Raw genomic sequence first — 1,706 nt, 5'->3', positions numbered from 1 at the left:
AGCATCAGCATCAGCATCAGCATCAGCATCAGCATCAGCATCAGCATCAGCATCAGCATCAGCGTCAGCGTCAGCGTCAGCGTCAGCGTCAGCGTCAGCGTCAGCGTCAGGAGCATCGTCGATGTCGAAGAACTCCTCGACGACGACCATGGTCTCCCCCTCGTCGTCGGCGGCCGACTGCTCGAGCGCCTCAGCGGCGATCGTCGCGCGGTCGTGCCAGACGGATGCCTCATCGGAACGGCCGAGGACGTCGAGCGTCTCGGCGTAGGCGTTGAACAGGGCCGGGCTGTAGGAGAAGGCCCGCTTCGGATCGAGCTGCGGGATCTGCAGCTCGGTCAGGGCGTCTTCGGTCTGGCCGAGATCGAGGCGGGCCCCGGACATGGCGATCGCCAACGCGACACGCACCGGGACGTCGAGCGTGGCGCGGTCGACGGATCGGCCGAGTTCCAGGGCGCGCTCCGGACGGCCGACACCGCGCTCACTGTCCACCATGAGCGGCAACTGATCGTCCTTGCCGGAGATCCGTCGGTAGGTCCGGAGTTCGCGGAGTGCGAGGGCGTAGTCACCGGTCTCGTAGGCGGTGATCGCGAGGGTCTCTCGGACCATCGCGATCCGACCGGCACGACGTGCAGCGGACATGGCATGCAGATGAGCGAGCGCGGGGTCGGTGTCGATCAGCCGGGCCGCCATGGCCAGGTGCTGCGCGACGCCGTCGGCGTTCTCCTTGCTGAGGGTCTTGAGCTCGTTGCGAGCTCCCTTGTCGAGATCCTGGGGGGTGACGTCCGCGGGAATCTCCGGGTCGTCGTGGCGAGGACGGATCGACTTGAGCTCGAACGCGATGCGCTCCTCCTCCGTCAGCTCACGTTCCTTCCGGAAGGCGTCGCGGTCACCCCGAGCCGGCGCACCGTCGCGCGTCCACAGTTCGCGGCCGCCGCTCCGTGCGCCACTGTCGCGGCCGCGGTCGGGACGGCCACCACGATCGGACGAGTGCCCGCGATCCGTGCGGTTCCCGCGATCCGGTCGGTCGCCCGATGCAGGACGATCGCCGCTTCGCGCGGGACGGTCGGACCGCTGTGGGCGGTCACCCGAAGCCGGACGATCACGCTGCCACGCAGGCCGATCGGAACGCTGCGGTCGATCGCCGGATGACGGACGGTCCCCGCTCCGGGCGGGACGGTCTGAGCGCTGCGGTCGATCGCCCGAGGCAGGGCGATCCTGTTGCCAAGCGGGGCGGTCCGAACGCTGCGGGCGGTCGCCTGACGAAGGACGGTCGCCACTCCGCGCCGGCCGGTCCGACCGCTGCGGGCGATCGCCGGAAGCCGGGCGATCCCGCTGCCAAGCGGGGCGATCAGAGCCCTGTGGCCGATCGCCTCGAGGACCGTCACCACGCTGCGGCCTGTCACCGCGCGGGTTGTCGTTTCGTCGACCGGGGTTCGTGTTCGGGCGTCCATCACCGGACGATCGAGGTGCTCGTCGCTCGCCCGTGTCGGGCTGGTCTGCTGACTGGTCACTCACGATGATCTCCACGGTGTTCGAACGCCGCCACCCGGCGTCTGCCTGCTGAATCCTGTGTCCCACGCTACTCGTGAGACGTCGACTTCACGCGGTTCGTCTGCTCAGGCATACCGCCTGAGCACACTGCGCGTTAACGCAAAATGGCCACCCAAGAACCTTGGGTGGCCATTTCAACGAAGAAGTCCGGCGGT

Annotated in this window: 1 protein-coding gene and 1 pseudogene; both read right to left on the bottom strand. The window is 68.4% G+C overall.

The window, feature by feature from the left end; genetic code table 11:
• Nucleotides 1-639: pseudogene (locus tag ASE44_RS18160) on the bottom strand (hypothetical protein); the annotation flags it as partial.
• A 215-nt stretch (nucleotides 640-854) separates the two neighbouring features.
• Nucleotides 855-1,511, bottom strand: coding sequence for a hypothetical protein (locus ASE44_RS18670; protein WP_162235725.1), 657 nt, complete (start codon nucleotides 1,509-1,511; stop codon nucleotides 855-857).
• Nucleotides 1,512-1,706: the final 195 nt, after the last annotated feature.

It is taken from the genome of Plantibacter sp. Leaf1, from assembly GCF_001421315.1.
Taxonomy (GTDB): domain Bacteria; phylum Actinomycetota; class Actinomycetes; order Actinomycetales; family Microbacteriaceae; genus Plantibacter.
Note: the sequence above shows the minus strand (reverse complement) of the source record. Positions and strands in the feature narration are given on the sequence as shown.